Annotated in this window: 19 protein-coding genes; 7 read left to right on the top strand and 12 right to left on the bottom strand. The window is 47.0% G+C overall.

What is annotated here, in order from left to right; translation table 11 throughout:
• Window positions 1-63: 63 nt before the first annotated feature.
• The 3 genes from ACLTD4_RS13055 to ACLTD4_RS13045 all read right to left on the bottom strand — a co-directional run bounded on the left by ACLTD4_RS13055 (window position 64) and on the right by ACLTD4_RS13045 (window position 2,461).
• Window positions 64-807, bottom strand: a complete 744-nt coding sequence (locus ACLTD4_RS13055; RefSeq protein WP_412331351.1) for a GntR family transcriptional regulator — start codon at window positions 805-807, stop codon at window positions 64-66.
• Window positions 800-1,864, bottom strand: a complete 1,065-nt coding sequence (gene uxuA, locus ACLTD4_RS13050; protein WP_117623658.1) for a mannonate dehydratase — start codon at window positions 1,862-1,864, stop codon at window positions 800-802. The genes ACLTD4_RS13055 and uxuA overlap by 8 nt, the downstream gene beginning before the upstream one ends.
• Before the next feature lie 294 nt (window positions 1,865-2,158).
• Entirely contained in the window at window positions 2,159-2,461 is a 303-nt protein-coding gene (locus tag ACLTD4_RS13045; RefSeq protein WP_055660385.1) for a hypothetical protein, read from the bottom strand.
• A gap of 365 nt (window positions 2,462-2,826) precedes the next feature.
• Here ACLTD4_RS13045 and ACLTD4_RS13040 point away from each other — a divergent pair, with 365 nt between their 5' ends.
• Entirely contained in the window at window positions 2,827-4,281 is a 1,455-nt protein-coding gene (locus tag ACLTD4_RS13040) for an MATE family efflux transporter (RefSeq protein WP_243008371.1), read from the top strand.
• A complete protein-coding gene (locus ACLTD4_RS13035; RefSeq protein WP_243008372.1) occupies window positions 4,208-4,567 on the top strand; it encodes a cytidylate kinase-like family protein in 360 nt (119 codons plus the stop codon). Before ACLTD4_RS13040 ends, ACLTD4_RS13035 begins: the two co-directional genes overlap by 74 nt.
• A gap of 86 nt (window positions 4,568-4,653) precedes the next feature.
• On the opposite strand, the gene ACLTD4_RS13030 is transcribed toward ACLTD4_RS13035, so the two are convergent.
• The 9 genes from ACLTD4_RS13030 to ACLTD4_RS12990 all read right to left on the bottom strand — a co-directional run bounded on the left by ACLTD4_RS13030 (window position 4,654) and on the right by ACLTD4_RS12990 (window position 9,502).
• Window positions 4,654-5,190, bottom strand: coding sequence for a flavodoxin family protein (locus tag ACLTD4_RS13030; protein WP_117623659.1), 537 nt, complete (start codon window positions 5,188-5,190; stop codon window positions 4,654-4,656).
• 191 nt (window positions 5,191-5,381) lie between these two features.
• On the bottom strand, window positions 5,382-6,452 hold the full coding sequence (locus ACLTD4_RS13025; RefSeq protein ID WP_243008373.1) for an RNA polymerase sigma factor RpoD/SigA: 1,071 nt from the start codon (window positions 6,450-6,452) through the stop codon (window positions 5,382-5,384).
• A 45-nt stretch (window positions 6,453-6,497) separates the two neighbouring features.
• Window positions 6,498-7,010, bottom strand: coding sequence for a CarD family transcriptional regulator (locus tag ACLTD4_RS13020; protein WP_117623660.1), 513 nt, complete (start codon window positions 7,008-7,010; stop codon window positions 6,498-6,500).
• A gap of 65 nt (window positions 7,011-7,075) precedes the next feature.
• A complete protein-coding gene (locus ACLTD4_RS13015) occupies window positions 7,076-7,294 on the bottom strand; it encodes a hypothetical protein (protein WP_055660378.1) in 219 nt (72 codons plus the stop codon).
• A 271-nt stretch (window positions 7,295-7,565) separates the two neighbouring features.
• Window positions 7,566-7,820, bottom strand: a complete 255-nt coding sequence (locus tag ACLTD4_RS13010) for a hypothetical protein (protein WP_117623661.1) — start codon at window positions 7,818-7,820, stop codon at window positions 7,566-7,568.
• 1 nt (window position 7,821) lies between these two features.
• Window positions 7,822-7,962: a hypothetical protein gene (locus tag ACLTD4_RS13005; RefSeq protein ID WP_181988699.1), complete on the bottom strand. Its 141-nt coding sequence runs from the start codon at window positions 7,960-7,962 to the stop codon at window positions 7,822-7,824.
• Between the two features lie 372 nt (window positions 7,963-8,334).
• Window positions 8,335-8,598 carry a DUF3781 domain-containing protein gene (locus ACLTD4_RS13000; RefSeq protein ID WP_181988700.1) on the bottom strand — a complete coding sequence of 88 codons (264 nt, stop codon included), beginning with the start codon at window positions 8,596-8,598 and terminating at the stop codon, window positions 8,335-8,337.
• A gap of 70 nt (window positions 8,599-8,668) precedes the next feature.
• Complete coding sequence (locus tag ACLTD4_RS12995) at window positions 8,669-9,253, bottom strand: sce7726 family protein (protein ID WP_117623664.1); 585 nt, start codon at window positions 9,251-9,253, stop codon at window positions 8,669-8,671.
• Window positions 9,254-9,310: 57 nt separating this feature from the next.
• Window positions 9,311-9,502, bottom strand: a complete 192-nt coding sequence (locus ACLTD4_RS12990; RefSeq protein WP_147335912.1) for a hypothetical protein — start codon at window positions 9,500-9,502, stop codon at window positions 9,311-9,313.
• Between the two features lie 488 nt (window positions 9,503-9,990).
• Between ACLTD4_RS12990 and ACLTD4_RS12985 the strand changes: the two genes are divergently transcribed.
• The 5 genes from ACLTD4_RS12985 to ACLTD4_RS12965 form a co-directional block, all read left to right on the top strand.
• On the top strand, window positions 9,991-12,648 hold the full coding sequence (locus ACLTD4_RS12985; protein WP_117623666.1) for a PRD domain-containing protein: 2,658 nt from the start codon (window positions 9,991-9,993) through the stop codon (window positions 12,646-12,648).
• Window positions 12,649-12,654: 6 nt separating this feature from the next.
• Window positions 12,655-12,972 carry a PTS lactose/cellobiose transporter subunit IIA gene (locus ACLTD4_RS12980; RefSeq protein WP_117623667.1) on the top strand — a complete coding sequence of 106 codons (318 nt, stop codon included), beginning with the start codon at window positions 12,655-12,657 and terminating at the stop codon, window positions 12,970-12,972.
• Window positions 12,973-12,987: 15 nt separating this feature from the next.
• Window positions 12,988-13,290, top strand: a complete 303-nt coding sequence (locus ACLTD4_RS12975) for a PTS sugar transporter subunit IIB (RefSeq protein ID WP_117623668.1) — start codon at window positions 12,988-12,990, stop codon at window positions 13,288-13,290.
• Window positions 13,291-13,307: 17 nt separating this feature from the next.
• On the top strand, window positions 13,308-14,579 hold the full coding sequence (locus ACLTD4_RS12970; protein WP_117623669.1) for a PTS sugar transporter subunit IIC: 1,272 nt from the start codon (window positions 13,308-13,310) through the stop codon (window positions 14,577-14,579).
• Window positions 14,576-15,610: glycoside hydrolase family 1 protein (locus ACLTD4_RS12965; protein WP_412331350.1), on the top strand; the 1,035-nt coding region annotated here is incomplete at its 3' end. The genes ACLTD4_RS12970 and ACLTD4_RS12965, both read left to right, overlap by 4 nt.

The raw sequence follows: 15,610 nt of genomic DNA, 5'->3' as shown, positions 1-15,610 counted from the left end.
CGGGTACTGCCGCTAGTACAGCTTTGCATTAATTCCACAGTAATAGTGCCTGCGGCGGGGTGTTTAGCCCTCACGCAATGCAGCGCTGATCAGAAAATCCTCGGCAAAGCCGTCATTCTTCCGTTTTTCCTCCGCCTCGCCGCTGGTAAACAGCTCCGCGTATTTCTCCACCAGGAACCGCTCCTCATTCACCATTTTATTCAAATGAAGGGCCAATTGCCGGTGCATCCGTTCTTCGTCACGCTCCAGAACGGCCTCCATCAGCTCTTTGTGCTGCTGCACCACTCCATCGCTGATTCCGGTCTCCGTCAGGGAAAGCAGCCGGATACGGCGGTAATCGCCTGAGTTCGCATGGATGATGTGAGCGCAGGTATCCCGGTTTACTGCCTGGTAAAATACGGAGTGAAAGACGATATCCTCCTCCAGAAATCCGCGGCAGTCCCTGTCCTTCACGATTTTTTCCTGCCGGTCCAGAGACGCCTTTAAGGCCGCGGCAGCCTCCGAAGCCCGGTCATGGCCATTCAAAGCCATGAATTCCAGCATTACCTGTTCTTCCACACAGCTTCTCAGAAAACGTTCATTGTCGGCCCTCTGGAAATCGATCTTCGATACCATCGTTCCCTTCTGCGGCAGAAATGTGATGAGGCCCTCCTTGGAAAGCCGGATCAGCGCTTCCCTGTCCGGGGTTCGCCCCGTCCCGTACGCATCACAGACGTCTTTTATGCTGAAAACCAGGCCGGGTCTCAGCTTTAAATCCAGGATATCCGTTCTGAGCACGTCATACATGAGATCTTCCCGGCTACCCATTCTTTCTGATCGCTTCCCATAAGCCCTGTAAATACATCGCGCCCAATGCACGGTCGTACAGGCCGTAGCCAGGCATCGCATCCTCGCCCCAGATGGCACGGCCGTGATCCGGACGTATACAGCCGTCAAAGCCGGTGTCGTAAAGCGTCTTCATGATTTTATACATATCCATGGAGCCGTCGGAAGACAGGTGCGCGGCCTCCTCGAAGTCCCGGTCGGAATTGTATTTTAAGTTCCTGACATGGGCAAAGGCTATTCTTCCCTTTGCGGCCTCGATGATACCCGGAATATCATTGTTCTGATTGGAGCCCAGGGATCCGGTACAGAGCGTCAGACCGTTGTACGGCTTATCGACTGCCTTTAAGAATTTTTCAATGTGAGCCTTATCCGTAATGATTCTCGGAAGTCCAAATATCGGCCACGCCGGATCGTCCGGATGGATTCCCATACGGATGTCGTATTTCTCGCAGACCGGCCCGATGGCTTCCAGGAAATAAACGAGATTGGAGAACAGCTTCTCCTCATCGACCTCCCGGTACATAGCAAATAAATCTGCCAGCCTGCCCATACGCTCCGGTTCCCATCCCGGCATGACATAACCGGCTGACATGGCTTCGATGGATTCCCTCATATGCTCCGGGTCAATCTTGTCGATGATATCCTGATTGTAAGCGAGAACCGTAGAGCCGTCCGCCCTCTTTCTGGCCAGCTCAGAACGTGTCCAGTCAAACACAGGCATAAAGTTATAACACACCATATGAATGTCTTCCTCGCCCAGGCGTTCCAGCGTCGTGATGTAGTTGTCAATATAGCGGTCTCTGTCCTTTGCCCCTGTCTTGATGTCGTCATGGACGTTGACTGATTCAATTCCAAGAATGGAAAGCCCCGCATCCTCGACGGTCTTCTTTAAGCTTCTGATCTCTTCCCTTTCCCAGACCTCTCCCGGCTGCGTTCCGTAGAGTGTCGTGATGACGCCTCTCACGCCCGGAATCTGACGGATCTGTTCCAGAGTTACGGTGTCATAGCCTGGTCCATACCAGCGAAGTGACATATTCATATGATTTTCCTCCTGATGATAAATAAGATTGGTTTACAGTTCCCACTATACTGATATATTAGTACTAATATATCAGTTTGTACAGAGGATTTTTAACGGAATTCCACCTGCTTTTTTATGAAATATGTCTAAATAGCTTTCGCCAATTGCCCGCCGGATATGTATAGAAGCTTGTTTTTCAGGAATTTTATACGTATTACTGCAAAAGCCGCTCAACGCGGAAGCCTGGCTGATTATCTCTCACGGCATTTACCGCCGGCAGCTCCTCCCGGATTCCCGCCATCTATCAGACTCCTACTGCTTATCCGCAATCTTCGACATTACCATACCTGTGATCCCCATTAATGCCAGTGCCGGCAGACAGCTGATCACCATCACAAAAAATCCAAACAGCCCCTTGAAATGGCTGATAAAAATCAGACTCTCCGGCAGTGTTACCTTATCATAGATCCACTGGATCAGTTCCGGGGCCTTTAGTAAAGAAATATCCATCAGTCCAATCTCCGCCATCAAAAATGCGGCAGATATCAAAAGAAAAGAGATAACCGCTGCCTTCTCTCCCTTACTTTCATCCTGTTTTACAGCTTCTGTGCTCATGTTTTGTCCTCCTGTCGCAGTCTTTTCTGTTACTGAACTGCATTATAAAGCCGGACTGTGTCTGTTTTGTGAAAATTTTATTATTAAACTGTGTTCTGGATTTCCTACTTCCTGATATAAGCGCTGGCATTATCATTTCATTATGCGCATTTTTAACAAATTTTCTAAAATATGAATTTTCTTCTTACATCCGCATTGTCCGATCGGTTATAATGATTCACGGCGGAAAAATCTTACCATTTCCGTTTTATCCATGCGTGTTTAATCAGAATAGATGTAAATCCAGCAATAACTGCGTGTAATCTATAAGCGGGAATCTTCCGCTTTGATTGCGCGCAGTTTTTATTCATAAGGAGTGATTATCTATGACAGAGACAAAACGAGATGCAAACGCCTATCTTGCATCAGAACCCATCGGCAGGCTGCTGCTGAAATTTTCAGTTCCCTGCGTACTTTCCATGCTGGTCAGCGCCCTCTATAACATCGTGGACCAGATCTTTATCGGGCAGAGCGTCGGTTACCTCGGAAATGCGGCAACTAATGTCGTCTATCCGTTCACCGTGACTGCTCTGGCCCTGGCCCTGCTGGTTGGGGATGGAAGCGCAGCCAAATTAAGCCTCTCCCTCGGAAGCGGCGACAAGGAAAACAGCCACAAATGCATCGGTAATGGAATTCTGGCCACTATAATCATCGGCCTCCTGCTGACCGTGACCGGCTTTCTGTTTACGGATCAGATTCTCCGCCTGTTTGGAGTGACAGAGGCCAGCTATCCCTATGCCAGAGAATACATGGAGGTCATTCTGCTCGGAATCCCCTTCTATATTTTCGCCTCCGGCATGAATGCGGCGATCCGGGCCGACGGCTCCCCCGCTTATTCCATGTTTTCCACCGTAATCGGTGCCGTGCTGAACCTGATTCTGGACCCTGTCGCCATCTTCGTATTTCACATGGGGGTGCGGGGCGCAGCCATAGCCACCGTCATCGGTCAGGTGGTTTCCTGCTTCGTCACCATCCTCTATTTCCGGAAGCCGAAATCCTTTCGCTTCTCGAAGGCCAGTTTTCTTCCGGATGGCCGGCTGCTGAGGCAGATCGGCCAGCTGGGCATCTCCAGCTTTATCACGCAGATTGCCATTGTCATCGTCATGAGTGTGTCCAACAACATGATCGGGCTCAAGGGGCCCCAGTCCATTTACGGGGCCGATATTCCCCTTTCCGTTGTCGGGATCGTTATGAAGGTCTTTGGCATCGTCATCGCATTTTCCGTGGGTATCGCGGTCGGCGGCCAGCCTATCGCCGGATATAATTACGGGGCCGGTAATTTTAAACGGGTCTTCGATACGTATCGCCATATCATCGCTGCCAATGCGGTGATCGGCATCATTGCCACACTGCTCTTCGAATTCTGCCCGCAGGTCATTGTCAGCCTGTTCGGCAGCGAGAGCGGTCTGTATAATGAATACGCTAATATGTGCTTCCGTATTTTCCTGGGAGGCATCCTGCTCTGCTGCGTACAGAAGGCCAGCAGTATTTTCCTGCAGTCGATCGGAAAACCGGTGAAGGCGACTGTCCTTTCCCTGTCCAGAGACGTCGTCTTCCTGGTTCCGGGCGTCATCCTGCTCTCGATGGCCTTCGGCGTCACGGGAATGCTGTGGGCGGCCCCTATTGCCGATGTGCTTTCTCTGATTCTTACAATTATTCTTGTCTCACACGAATATAAATGTTTAAAGCGAATGGAGGTCAGAACACATGAATCATCGAATCATCACCATCAGCCAGGAATTCGGCAGCGGCGGACGTACCATAGGAAAAATGGCGGCTGAAAAACTGGGAATCCCCTACTACGACAAGGATCTGGTCAAGAAAGTGGCCGTGGAGACGGGCTTTGATGAATCCTATATCGAGAAACAGGGCGAGGATGCTCCCTCGAATAGCATCTTCGGATACGCCTTTGCCGCCAGAGGAATGAATGGAGCCATGAACGGGATGTCGGCCGACGATTTCCTTTGGGTAATCCAGAGAAATGTCATTCTGGACCTGGCGGAAAAAGGCCCCTGCGTTATCGTAACCGGGCTCACGAATCTCCGCCCGGAGAACGCAAAAGGGTAATACACCGGAGCACTGCAACCGGCACAGAACAGAAGAAACCGCTGTATCAGTATTTTTATCTGCTGATACAGCGGCTTCTTCTTCGGTTAAACTGACCTTCCAAGCACTTCTGCCTGGCTTAAATATTCGCTTTCCTTTATCTCCTCACGGCTTCCGCAGCCGAGAGCCAGGACGCTTCCCGCATTTTCCCAGCGAAGATAGCGGCACATCACATCAAATGTGGCGCGTATTCCTTCCATGGCCCAGTCCTCACTGTCGGCTCCTGCCGCGAGCAAATAGGCCATTTTGGCTTCCGCCCTCAGTTCGGAGTTCATGGCGTAGAAGCGGTCAATCACCTTCTTGATCTGCGAGGTAAAGCCAAAGTAATAGAGCGGAGTCACAAATACGATCGCATCTGCGTCGGAGAGCATCGGGTATGCGTCCGCCATATCGTCATTGTGGATGCAGATTCCGTTATTCTTCCTGCAGTAATTACAGCCCAGACAGGATTTAATATCCACATGGGCCGCGTCAATCTCCTGGACAACATGGCCAGCCGCCCGTGCTCCCTCCTCGAATTTCTTCGCCAGCAGCGATGTGGTGCCTTTTTCATGAGGACTTCCCTTAATGATAAGTACATTCATGCAATTCCTCCCTCTTCGGTTTGATCACGGAAATTCACGCAATACTTATCTTCATCTTACCGCCGGACAAACGTTAAGTCAATAGATCTTCCATCAGCTTCATGTTCCCTTCGGAAAATACCTGGGGATACGGGAAGCTTATTTATAATCTTCATAAACACATCTCCTTTTTCAGACAGGGCCTACTCACCCTACGCTTCCAAATACACCCTGAGATTCCGGATGTCCTGTTTTGCACGAAGCCGCCTCAAGGCTCTGGCTTCAATCTGGCGTATCCGCTCGCGCGTCACATGGTACTTCTTCCCCACTTCCTCCAGCGTCCAGATCCGCCCATCCACAAAACCAAAACGCAGCTTTAAAATCTCCTGCTCCCGCTTGCTTAAATGGCCCAGAGCTTTCTCCACCTGATCGTGAATAATGCCTGCCTCCACCTGCTCATACTGTTCCGGCGCAGACTTGTCCGACAGAAAATCGATGACCTGGGAATCTCCCTCCTCTCCCGCGGGCGCATCCAAAGAGACGGTATCCCCATAAAGCTGAAGGATATTTTCCACCTTCTTCTCCGGGATTTCCAGCATAGCGGCAAGCTCACGCGGCTCCGGATTCCTGCCGTTTTCCGATAAGAACTGTATGGATGCCTTCGTTAAGCGCCCCATCAGTTCCTTCGTATGGACGGGAAGACGGATGGTGCGCGCCTGGTCGGCAATCGCTCTGGTAATGGACTGGCGAATCCACCACATGGCATAGGTGCTGAACTTATAGCCCCTGTGGCAGTCGAATTTCTCTACCGCATTCACCAGGCCAATGTTCCCTTCCTGAATCAGGTCCAGGAAGGACATACCGCTGCCCTTCACATATCGCCTAGCAACGCTGACCACCAGACGGAGATTGGCGCGCACCATGCGGTCTCTCGCGTCGTCATCTCCCTGCTCTACCTTCAGGGCGAGTTCCGTCTCCTCCTCCGGGCTCAGAAGCCGCACGCCTCCTATTTCTTTCAAATAGATATGGACGGAGTCCTCATGGAGATATTCGTCCTCCTCGCTAAACGCAGGCAGCTCCGGTCCTTCGTCTTCAAAATCGAAAGATTCCGCCTCTTCCAGCCGGCAGTCCGCCAGAGCTTCTGCAAAGCAGTCGTCTGGCGACTCTGCCTGTTCTTCCGTGAGTATTTCCCTGAGTTCTGCTGTGTGTTCTACTGTGCATTCTTCCAGATGTTCTGTGTGTTTCTCCGCATTTACTGCTTCATGTTTTTCAGGACTATCCAATTTACGGCCTCCTCCTCTCTTCTCTGATACAGTCGTACCTGGCCTTTAAGCGGATTCCATTTCCCTTACTCTCCGGCCGATCAGCTCTTCCACCTGGTCTTTTTCCACTCCGAGAGCCGCGGCAAATTCGCCGTATAAGAAGTCTTCCGCCAGTTTGAGATATAAGTCGTCGCGCGCCGTATTCTTCCGTCCCTCGGCCAAACGTTTCTGCTTCTTTAAATACAGGGTCTTGATAATCTGCATCCAGCCCATACAGTCATTCTGCTTCATAATTTCCTTGTATTTTTCCTCACGCCGTTTTTCATCCAGGACCCAAACAGTTTCCACCTGCGGAATCCTGTCAATCAGTTCCAGCGCTTCTTCCCTTGTAATCGCTCTGCGCAGGGAGCTTTTTTCGTTATCCACCGGCGTATAAATGGTATTTTTCTGTGCATAGAGCGGTTCCAGCGTGTAATAAAGCCGTCCCCGTTCCGCAATGCTGAGATCCAGAGGACCGATCGCTTTTATCACACAGATTCCATGATTTCCAAATACAACATGATCATTTACCGAAAACATAGTTTCCCTCCTGAAATTAAAATAGATGCTTTGGAATCTCATTGATTCCAAAGCATCAACGTTTGTTACTGCAGGTATCCTTCCGTACTGTAGGAGTTATACTGCTTCCTGATCTTCACCACCAGGGAGCCGTCCGCTTCCTTTGTCTTCTCTTCAATGACATATTTGACACTGCTCTTTTCCAGCTTTTTGCAAAAGATGGTAAAATCCTGCTCCGGATCAGCCTCCTTCGTCGTATCAAATCTCATGGTCTGCAGTAAACATGCGCTTACAATTCGTCTCATGTTAAAACCTCCCTTTCCTATAGGTTTATTTTAACATTTTGGAAAATAAATTGTCAGCGTTTTTTTACCGTCCGGGAAAAGTTTGTTAAAAACTATCCATTCACAATCGCCTGTATATTGTGCAGATTTACTATGGTTTTACAGTGTCTGGCCAGCTTCCCGGCCATGCATCCGCCGATCGTGTCCCCTGCCTCTGCAGCCTCGTTCACGCTCCGGGCCTTCCCAGCCGTCCAACAGCTTATCCAGCAGTTCCGCCAGCGTCTTCTTCTCCTCACCGCTCAAACAGGAAAACAGTCCGGACGTCATATCTCCGCGTTCCATTTAAAATCTCGCTCAGTGATCCGGACCGCACCTCCAGAATATCCTGAAGCTCCCGCTGGGTAATAATTCCACGCTCTAAAAGCACAGTTAAGATTCTGGCCTGCCCCACTTTCTGCCCCATATTATAATGAAGGATATGGCCGCAGGCGTGCAGCTGGCCCTGAAGCTTTTCTTCTATTACAAAACCATGACGGCACTCTCCCATTTCACAGTTCCTTCCATGGATCTGCCTCTTCTATGTTCCCCCAGTTCTCTCCTGCCGCCATGATTCTGTCGCCCCTCACCCTGGTGGTGGTTATCCTCACTCTCGTTTCGATTGCTTCGCTCGCTTCCGCCATTGTCTTCATTACGGAAGTACGCCCTCCCTTTTCCGCACTGCAGCGCTCCGGCCTAGCATTGATTTGGACAGCATGGGCATGTTGTTTTATTTTCATCCATATAGAAATCTTCCTGTTTTGTTTATTTATTAATTCGTTACGTTTCAATTTGTTAGGTATGTTTTGATTAGTTAGGTACCTTGTAATTTATTACCGCCAATCACATACATGTAATTGACGATAATTATCATCTGACTTTCATACAATCATCGAAATCCGCTGTCCTCAAGGCATCGCTGCCGCCTCTTCCACCATAACTGCTTCAGATTCTCCAAAAAACCCGCTATCCTTGCTTTATAATACAACATCAAATCAGGACTCCCCAAACCAATATCGTGTAGATTACAACATTTTCCTGCGCTTATGAGCTGTAATAATCGTATAGCTGAACGCATTGACTGTTATGATACAGGCTTCATTCTCCGCATACCAGTTCTTTCCCTTTCTGATTATACCAGTGTTTACGTTTTCAATCACCGCTCTGCACCACGCCACCACATCATCCGTATTCAATGTCAGATTCTTCTTAATCCGCACCACCCCCAAATCTGTGGTATGCAGTTTATCTATGTTCACAAGCAATTCATTTCTATTATCACAATCCATCTTCCTAATCTCCCAGACTACATTTTCAAATATTTTCCGTTCTCATTTCTCCGATCTCATCTCTCCTCTTTCATTCCTCCTCTTCCTCCAGAAGCGTATAATCCCGTTCAAATAATTCCTCGCAGGCCTCCAGCTTCAGCCGGTTCCACTCCAGCTTTTCCAACAGCTTTTCCCTCACAAACCGTTTGCTCTTCTGCCTGTAATGAGGCAAATGATTCTGTTCGATAATGTTCTGGAGCTCCGCCCGCCACAGAATGGCAAGCTGCAATTCCCGCTTCATTTTAGGATTCTGCTGCGCGGGACGCATTTCCTCTATCACGATCTCTCTGCCGTTCACAGAAACGACCAGAACTCCCCAATAGGCCGGAATATGCTCTTCTACGTGTTTCGCGTGCGATCTGCCGATCACGACGTAATTCTCGTCACAGTATTTGTCGTAGTCACGGATCTGCCTCTTCAGACGCTCGTACGTATCCGCATCACTCTTAATCTCCAGCCCCGTGATTCTGCCCTCCGTCACCATCAAGACGTCGGCTCTCGATTTTCCGATGATTTTCTCCTCAAACATCCTTGCTTTCCCGAACCGCTCTTCCAGGTAGTCAAACAGGGGCTCCCTGATATCGCAGTCGTAAAGCAGCGCATCCATTCTTTCCATATCCCATAACCTCATCGTTTTGTCCTACAGAAATTATAGGTTCTGGCTCTTTCCCTGTCAAGAACAGTCGGCTTCTCCCCTCTTTTTTACTGAAAAATGCATAACGGTTCGCGGCCCACGAACCACCTCCTCCGGCAGAGCAGCCGGGCGATAGACGTAATCCAGGACTATCCCCTGATAACCTGCGCCAAACTTTTCCACATATTCAATAAATCCGTTGCTCTCCCCAATGGCTGCGGCTCTCATCATACCTGTCTCCCTGTTTCTTCTCCATTTTCGGATATCCGACCAGGATAATGGCAAATGGCTGCAGATATACTGTGTCTACATAGATTTCCTTTCCGGCAACCCATTTTTTACGTTACCCATTTTATGTCAACCTTTTTATGCTCACTGGTCTTGTTCCCTAATTACATCTGTCTATGTACCCTTCCTTTATTCTCAGACATCCGATTACAAATAATAAAATTTCTATAAACTAAGTGTATGAATTTATAGGATTTTTTTTGATCTATTGTATTATTTTTCTCATTTATTTTTATCGAAATGCACAGTGTATAGTTTTTTTTCTAAAACTTTTCAGACTTTACTTCTGTCATGGTTTTATACAGTTATACACTAATACAAGTGTATATTTTGCAGAGATTTTCTTGTATTTCCTGTATTTGACAAAGCATTTTGTTTTCATTATAGTGTAATCACAGTATCGAGTGTATAATTCAATTGGAGGTGGCAGAATGAAATCAAAAAAAGAAACAGTCTATGACTTTATTAAACAATCAACTGATTCCGGAAAGCCATTAGAAGGGGTTAGCACTCAATATCTGGCCAGAAGGCTTGAAATGCAGCGCAGCAATGTAAGCAGCATTTTAAACGAACTGGTTAAAGAAGGAGCGATCGAGAAAACAGATGGACGCCCCGTTCTATACCGGATTCCTTCGGTCTCAGCCGCAGGTACGGAGAAATCATGCTTTTCAGAACTGATCGGAAATGCAGGAAGTCTAAAAGGCGCAGTACAACTGGCTAAAGCAGCTATCCTGTATCCCGGTTACAGTCTTCCGGTACTGATAACCGGCCCGGAAGGTTCTGGAAAGCGGGAATTTGCAAAGCTGATATCACGCTTTGCCCAGGAGAGTAATGTCACGGAGCAAAATCCTCCGTTTATCACATTCAATTGCTCTCTGTACGCCGAAAAACAGCAAAAAGCCGGCTTAGAGCTTTTCGGCATCTCATCTTCCAAGGAGGAAGACGCACTATCCTGTCTGCAGCGGGCGAATGGCGGAATCCTCTTTATTGACAGATTGGAATATCTTGACGCAGACACCAGGATACGTATCATGGACTTATCAAAAAATATAGTGAAACACGACATCATTTTAATCTGCTCCATCGGAGAAGAAGGAAATCATTCACTTATTGAAATGTGTTCAATATCCTTTCCTGTCAGAATCCAATTAACACCACTTGAAATGCGACCGTTACAGGAACGTTTTGGACTGATATGCAGATTTTTCACAAATGAGGCCATGCGGTGCGGACGAACTCTAAGTATCTCTTACGAAATTATGACCTGTCTGCTTCTCTATCAGTGCCGTCAAAACATCAGTCAGCTTAAGAATGATATGAAGCTTGGCTGTGCCACCGCTTACGCCAGAGACTACCAAAGGAAAAATACGCAGTTAGAGCTCCTTCTGTCGGATTTTCCGTTTTATGTCAGATCTGGTTACCTTGAACTAAAAGGAAAGCGGGAAGATTTGAAAAAAACGATACGTGATGGTTACACTTATTTATTTACACCGAATGAAGAAATAAAAACCCGATACCAGCGTTCTACCCCGAAACCCACTAATATCTATGAATGGATCGATAAACGGACTGGAGAACTTAAGAACCGCGGTCTTGAGGCAGTCGAAATCAACACATTAATCAGTATCGATATTGAACATGAATTTCAGGAATACAGCAGAGGACTAGGCAGCCATATCATAAACCGTGAGCAGCTCGCCCTGATGACAACCCCTCGTTTAATTGAACTTGTAACAGAATTTATAAACGGGGCAGTGCAGAAATTTGACCGGATTTATTCGCAGTCGCTCTTCTATGGACTGTGCCTACATCTGGATTCTGCTCTCAAGCATTCAAACCGTTCCCGAAAGTTAAACGGCAGCCAGATCCTGGAAACCGCCGAATCTCACAAACGGGAATATGCTTACTGTACCAACTTTATCGCCAGACTGGAACAGGAATTTAATCTTTCCCTTCCTGTAGATGAAGCTGTTTTTCTCACCATGTTTTTATGTAAAGGAGGCGAACTTCCTGATACACCCAAGCCAGTCCTTCTCATCATTATGCATGGATCACACGGTGCCGCTTCTCTTTCTGAAGTGGTCAGTTCATTAAGCGGAACTCAGGTCTGGGCTTACGATATTCCACTCGAACAGGCATTGAACGTAACCTATGAGGGGCTGCGAAGTCTTATCCTGAAAATCAACCAGGGAAAGGGAGTTTTCGCCCTGTACGATATGGGTTCCGTTTCGCAACTGTTGGACATGCTTGAGCAGGAAACCGGAATTCCAGTCCAAGGTATCGAGATTCCAATCACAGCTCTGGCACTGGACATAAGCAGGAAGTTACTCTTGAATTCTGATATGGAGGAAACAGCTTCCTGGGCCATACAAAATTACCATGCAGACAGGAAAAATCGAAAAAAAGGCGGCGATGTTATAATTACTCTTTGCATGAGCGGGGAAGGCGGTGCCATTTTAGTAAAAACATACCTGGAAAAAACACTTAAAACCAGCTGTCCCGAGATTATTCCACTGGCAATCAGCAGAAAAAAGGAACTTCTATTAGAGATTGATGAACTTCGCCGTCACTGCCGGATCTTATGCATTATAAGCAGCTATGATCCGCAGATCGTAGGAATTTCCTATATTCCTATTTCAGAAGTCCTTGAATGCAGTGAATCCGATCTCCCGGCACGCTTAAATCTCACTCCGGAGTCAGCTTTCCCTCCGGAAGGCAGTCTGACTACGAATGATTACGATGTAATTTTTGATCATTTGAAGGAACAGTCCACACAGATAGATATCAACCGGCTGAAGCCTAAGCTTCTTAAGGCAATCAGTCATATGGAAACAGCCTCTGTCAACGGTATGACTAAAGATATTAAAATAGGACTTCTGGTACATATATTCTGCTGTATCCAGCATTTGACAGAGGGAAAGGAGCTGCCTGTAAATATATATGCCCCGGAGATCATCGAACGAAATCCAGAATTATATCAGGCTGTGAAGGAAAGTATGCAGGACATTGAGCGGACCTTTGGAATCACATTTAGTGATATGGAAAATGCTAATGTTATTTCCATTATTAAGCGGTCCCGGAAAGGATAAGGAACAATGAGTGAAACTTCAATAGAACATATTGTTATGGAGCTGGTAGTAAATGGGGGGAATGCCAGAAGTATGGCCATTCAGGCCATACGAGCTGCCAAAGAAGGGCATTTTGCCGAAGCAGACCAGTATCTTCAAAAATGCAGTGAGTCGCTAAACACGGCACATAATTATCAAACTGAATTGATACAGGGGGAATTAAATGGTAATACTCCTGCCCAAATCAGCCTCTTAATGATTCATGCCCAGGACCATCTTATGAATGCCATGACAGTAAAGGATCTGGCTATGGAAATCGTAGATCTCTGTCGTAAATTAATGTAAAAGGGGGATGTATTTATGACATATATTACACTGATCTGTGCTGCAGGCCTATCAACCAGCATGCTGATGGAGAAAATGAAGGCCTACGCAGCCTCCCACCATCTGGATGTGCAGATCGAGGCCATGCCAGAGGGAAAGTTCGAGAACTGCGGCAGACATACCGATATCCTGCTGTTAGGTCCGCAAGTGGGTTATCTGAGAGAAGACATGGAAACGCGATACCGACCAGCCGGGATGAAGGTCGCTGTAATTGACATGATGGATTATGGCATGATGGACGGCGGTGCAGTACTTTCCAAAGCATTACGCTTATTATAAAAAAGGGGGATACTATAATGGGGATTAATAATAAGATTGAGGCTATGCAAAATACACTTATGAAGCTTACGAACCGGCTTAAACGCAATAAATACATTAATGCGGTATCCGATGGTCTGATCGCCATCTTTCCAATACTTATGGTTGGTGCGCTATTTGCCATTGTAAATAACCTGCAGTATGAACCATTTGTCAATTTTCTGAGCGATACCGGATTAAAAGAAATTGTCAACCTTCCCTGTCAGCTTACGACAGGAATGATTGCGGTCTATGCAGTCTTTTCCATCTCTTACAAACTTGCCGACTCCTTTGGAAAAGACGGCTTAACAGCCGGTTTTATATCGCTGACCAGTTTTTTCATCATTACGCCGCTCACAATGATCGGCGACAGCGGCACGCTGGCCCTGACTTTTCAGTGGACTGGCGCAGGCGGACTCTTTGTTGCCTTTATCATGTCCCTGATTATGACAAAACTGTATATTTTCTTGATCGACAAAAACATTACAATAACACTTCCCGCCGGAGTACCTCCGACCACAATCAAAGCATTTATGGGACTTGTTCCCATGATCATCATCATCATTATCTCAATTGCAGTACGGGTTATCTTTCGCTTTACGCCCTTTGAAAATGTTCACGCATTTGTTTATCAGATTCTTCAGGCTCCCCTGTCCAATCTTGGAAACACCCTGCTTGTATTCCTGCTGTTAAAACTCATTACCAATATTTTATGGATGTTTGGAATTCACGGAGGACTTGTCATGTATTCAGTTGCAGTACCGCTATGGCTGTCCATGGATTATGCCAATTTAGCCGCTTACAATGCCGGAGACCCACTTCCCTATATCCTAGGCTATGCATTTGGCATGCTGTTCTTTCAGTTTTCCGGAACAGGCAATACCATCGGGCTAAATCTTCTTATGCTGAAAGCGAAAAGCAAGCGATACCGTACCTTAGGAAAGCTGGCGCTTCCAGCCGGAATCTGCGGTGTAAATGAGCCCATCATTTTCGGTACCCCCATCGTGTTAAATCCGATGCTGGCGATACCATTTATCTTAAATCCACTCATTAGCGGAACTCTTGCCTATTTACTTACAATAATTGGCATACTGCCACGGCTGAATGGAATATTTATGTTTGGAATTCCATTTGGCATCTCTGGTTTTCTGGCCGGCGGCTGGCGTGTTGCAGCATTTCAGCTTCTTATACTGATACCGCTTTCTATTATCAGCTATTATCCGTTCTTTAAAAAAATGGATGCAGTTGCTTACTCGGAGGAACAATTATGAAACAGAATCAATTAACAGGCTTCCCAAATAACTTCCTGTGGGGTGCTTCTACAAGTGCACACCAGTTCGAAGGCGCATGGAATGAGGATGGGAAAGGATTATCTACCGCAGATATACGTAAAACTCCACAAGGGGTTACTGATTACAAGATAGCAAGCGATCATTACCATCATTATATGGAAGATGTTGCTCTCATGGCTGAGATGGGATTCCGGGCATACCGCTGTTCTATCTCCTGGACCCGCATCCTTCCACACGGCAACGATCTTGTTCCCAATGAAAAAGGACTGGAATTTTATGATAATCTGTTCGATGAGCTTTTAGAACATCACATCGAACCCATTGTTACCATCTATCATTTCGATTATCCACTCTCTTTGATTGAGCAGTATGGCGGCTGGATATCCCGCCGTTCCATAGACGATTACGTACATTACTGCCGTATTCTGTTTGAGCGGTATGGAAAAAAGGTAAAATATTGGCTGACTATAAATGAACAGAATATGATGATCGTCTACGGCCAGTCTTCTGTTGCCAGTCTCTTCTACGGAGAAAAGATAAAAGAACGGAAAACCGTTATGAACATCAATCATCACATGTGTATTGCCCAAGCCAGGGCTATGGCCATATATCATGAGATGAAACTGGGTGGTTTGATTGGACCCGCCCCTAATATTACAGCCATCTATCCGGCTTCCAACCTTCCGGAAGATTCGCTGGCCGCTATGAACTACAGTGAATTCCGCAATACCCTGTATCTCGATCTTCTGGTAAATGGCGAATATCCTTCTGCACTCTGGAAGTATTTGTCCGACCGGAACTGGCAGCCAGATATTCTTCCCGGAGATATGAAGACCATTGCGGACGGTAAACCTGACTGGATTGCCTTTAACTACTATTTCTCAGAATGCGTACGGGCCTATCCGAAAGATAAGGCATCACAACGGTCTGAAAATACTGATGACCCAAATGTAACTTTTATGGCTCAATCCGGCGATAAGCCCAAAATTGCGGAGAATGTCCCCAATACC

It is taken from the genome of Hungatella sp., assembly GCF_046966825.1.
Note: the sequence above shows the minus strand (reverse complement) of the source record. Positions and strands in the feature narration are given on the sequence as shown.